Here is a 2,185-nt window from a genome sequence, read left to right as displayed (position 1 = left end):
CAAGGCCCAGGTCTTTCAATTGCTGCTGAATGTTCTGCAGCACATTGATGGTTTGTGCCTTGGTATCTCCATAGGCTTCCAGCGAACCCTTGGGCGCATCAGGATGGATGACCGTCGGGACGGAACCACTCAGGTAGACGACCGTCTTCCCTGCAGGAACCTCTACTGCCGACGAAATAGGGAAACTGCCGGCGCCATGGCGCACGATGTCTTGTGCCTGCACGCTTGCGGCACCTGCGAGTGCCACGGCCATTGCTGCTGCAGTCTTGAAAGCGACTTTCATACTGTTCTCCTGATGATTGCCAAAAATATGCACGCATCGTCGATGCGTGCACGGGTCATTCCATTGCGCCAGGTGTGCTTAGAATCGATACAGGCTGAACGGTTTCGGGTCCAGCACAGGCGCTTTGCCAAGCAGCAAGTCCGCCGACAGTTCGGACGACACCGGGCTCTCCGTCATCCCCCACCCGGTTGCGGTATTGAGAACCAGGCCGGGGTACTCCTTGACCTGCGAAATGATGGGGTTCTCATCCGGTGCGATGGCCATCGCACCGCTCCACTGATCGATCAGTTTTGCATCGCTGAAAGCCGGGAATTCGACCTTGAGTTTTGCCAAAGACGCATTCAGCTCCGGCAGGTCCGGGGCCGCTGTCATCAACCGGTTTTTCTCGAAAGGCGAAACCTCGTCCAGTTTCCAGTGCGTGGGCTGGATGAACGAATCAATCAGCTGCTTGTTGAGCGAGATGTGCACCGGGAAGTCAGGGATGGCCAGCAAGGGCAGGTACTTGTAGCCGTACATGAACGACTCTTTCACCACGGGGGCAACCACGACGCGCGGCGAGGTGGCATAGGTACCGTCGGCCTGCTCGCGGAAGTAGATATTCCCTGGCAACGCAACGTTGCCGCCAGGCGCACGGGGCGCCGCACTGATGATCTGCTGGGACTGGTAAGCGGGCAAGGTAGGCACATCGACGCCCAGGTTCTGCATGAACAACCTCGACCACGCGCCGCCGGCCACTATCACACGCGAAGTGCGGATGGCGCCCTTCTCGGTCACCACGTCAGAGATGGCTCCTGCCTGGGTTTCCAGGCCCCTCGCGGCGCAGTGAGTGTAGATACGCACACCCGCTTTCCTGGCGTATTCCGCCATCACAAACGATGCGCGCTCGGCATCCAGGCTACCGGAATCTTCCTCGAAGCCTGCCACCGTCCAGCGCGATGCTGCACCACGCAGGCGCTGTTCAAGTTCATTGCCTTGAATGATGCGCGTATTGAACGGTATATCTGCTGCAACTTCGCGGGTTTTGACATCAATCCACTTTCTGACGCCTTCCAGGTCTTCTTCATCGAAGGGCACTTCAACCCGGCCTTGTGTGCGATAACTGGTATCTGCACCCACTTTGGCATTCATTTCTCGCCAGCGTTGTTTGGCAAGATGGTGCAAGTGGAAAGTTGCATCCGGCATCTTGTAGGTCATGACCTGGCCATAGAACCGGCAGGACTGCTCACCGGCAATTTCACCTTTCTCAACAACAACTACCGAGAGGCCGCGCTCGACCAGATTGATTGCCGTCATCAGCCCCAGAATGCCCGCCCCTACAACGACCACATCTGCCTGTTTGGGGAGTGCGCCCTCGGTGCCTTCGACATAGCCAAACCGCGGTTTGCCAGGGATCAACCTGCCTTCGCGGGTCAGCAAGGGGGTAAGGATTCCCGCGCCTGCCACGACAGCCGCGACGCCGCCGCCGATCAATAGATTACGCCTCGTCATTCCCATGACACTTTCCTTTCCTGGTATTCGGTGTTGTTTGCATAAGCCCGGGCAGCCAGCCATCTGCCTGGCCGACAGACGTCCTGGCCAACTTCCTGACCAGCGCGTGGTGGCGGGCGGTGCAAATTGAAGGGGGGCTATTTTGGTGAGCGCCAGCGGGCAAACACATCGCTGAAGGCAAATACTTAGTTCAGCCATTTGAAAACTATCGTGCAGGTGACACAAATAGTTGATTTGGCGACATTAAATAGGAGAAAGAGCACAGTAATGCTGCGAGTTGTCAGGACTGTTTCAAGCAGCGTACTTGCCCGAATTCAACGCAGCGTATCGATTTGAATACACCGTACCGAAATCGATACAAGCTCATTCGAATGCGCCCGCGCAAGGGTTTGATCCCCAAACCCTTTTCACCTG

The 2,185-nt window shown here is 56.9% G+C and carries 1 protein-coding gene and 1 pseudogene; both read right to left on the bottom strand.

The window, feature by feature from the left end; genetic code table 11:
- Nucleotides 1-283: pseudogene (locus HP547_RS28460) on the bottom strand (hypothetical protein); the annotation flags it as partial.
- A gap of 78 nt (nucleotides 284-361) precedes the next feature.
- Nucleotides 362-1,777, bottom strand: coding sequence for an FAD-binding oxidoreductase (locus HP547_RS28455; RefSeq protein WP_172288827.1), 1,416 nt, complete (start codon nucleotides 1,775-1,777; stop codon nucleotides 362-364).
- Nucleotides 1,778-2,185 lie beyond the last annotated feature (408 nt).

Origin of the sequence: Pseudomonas sp. CM27 (assembly GCF_013179515.1) — a bacterium.
Taxonomy (GTDB): domain Bacteria; phylum Pseudomonadota; class Gammaproteobacteria; order Pseudomonadales; family Pseudomonadaceae; genus Aquipseudomonas.
The sequence above is the reverse complement of the archived record's forward strand: the minus strand, read 5'-3'. Positions and strand labels throughout refer to the sequence as shown.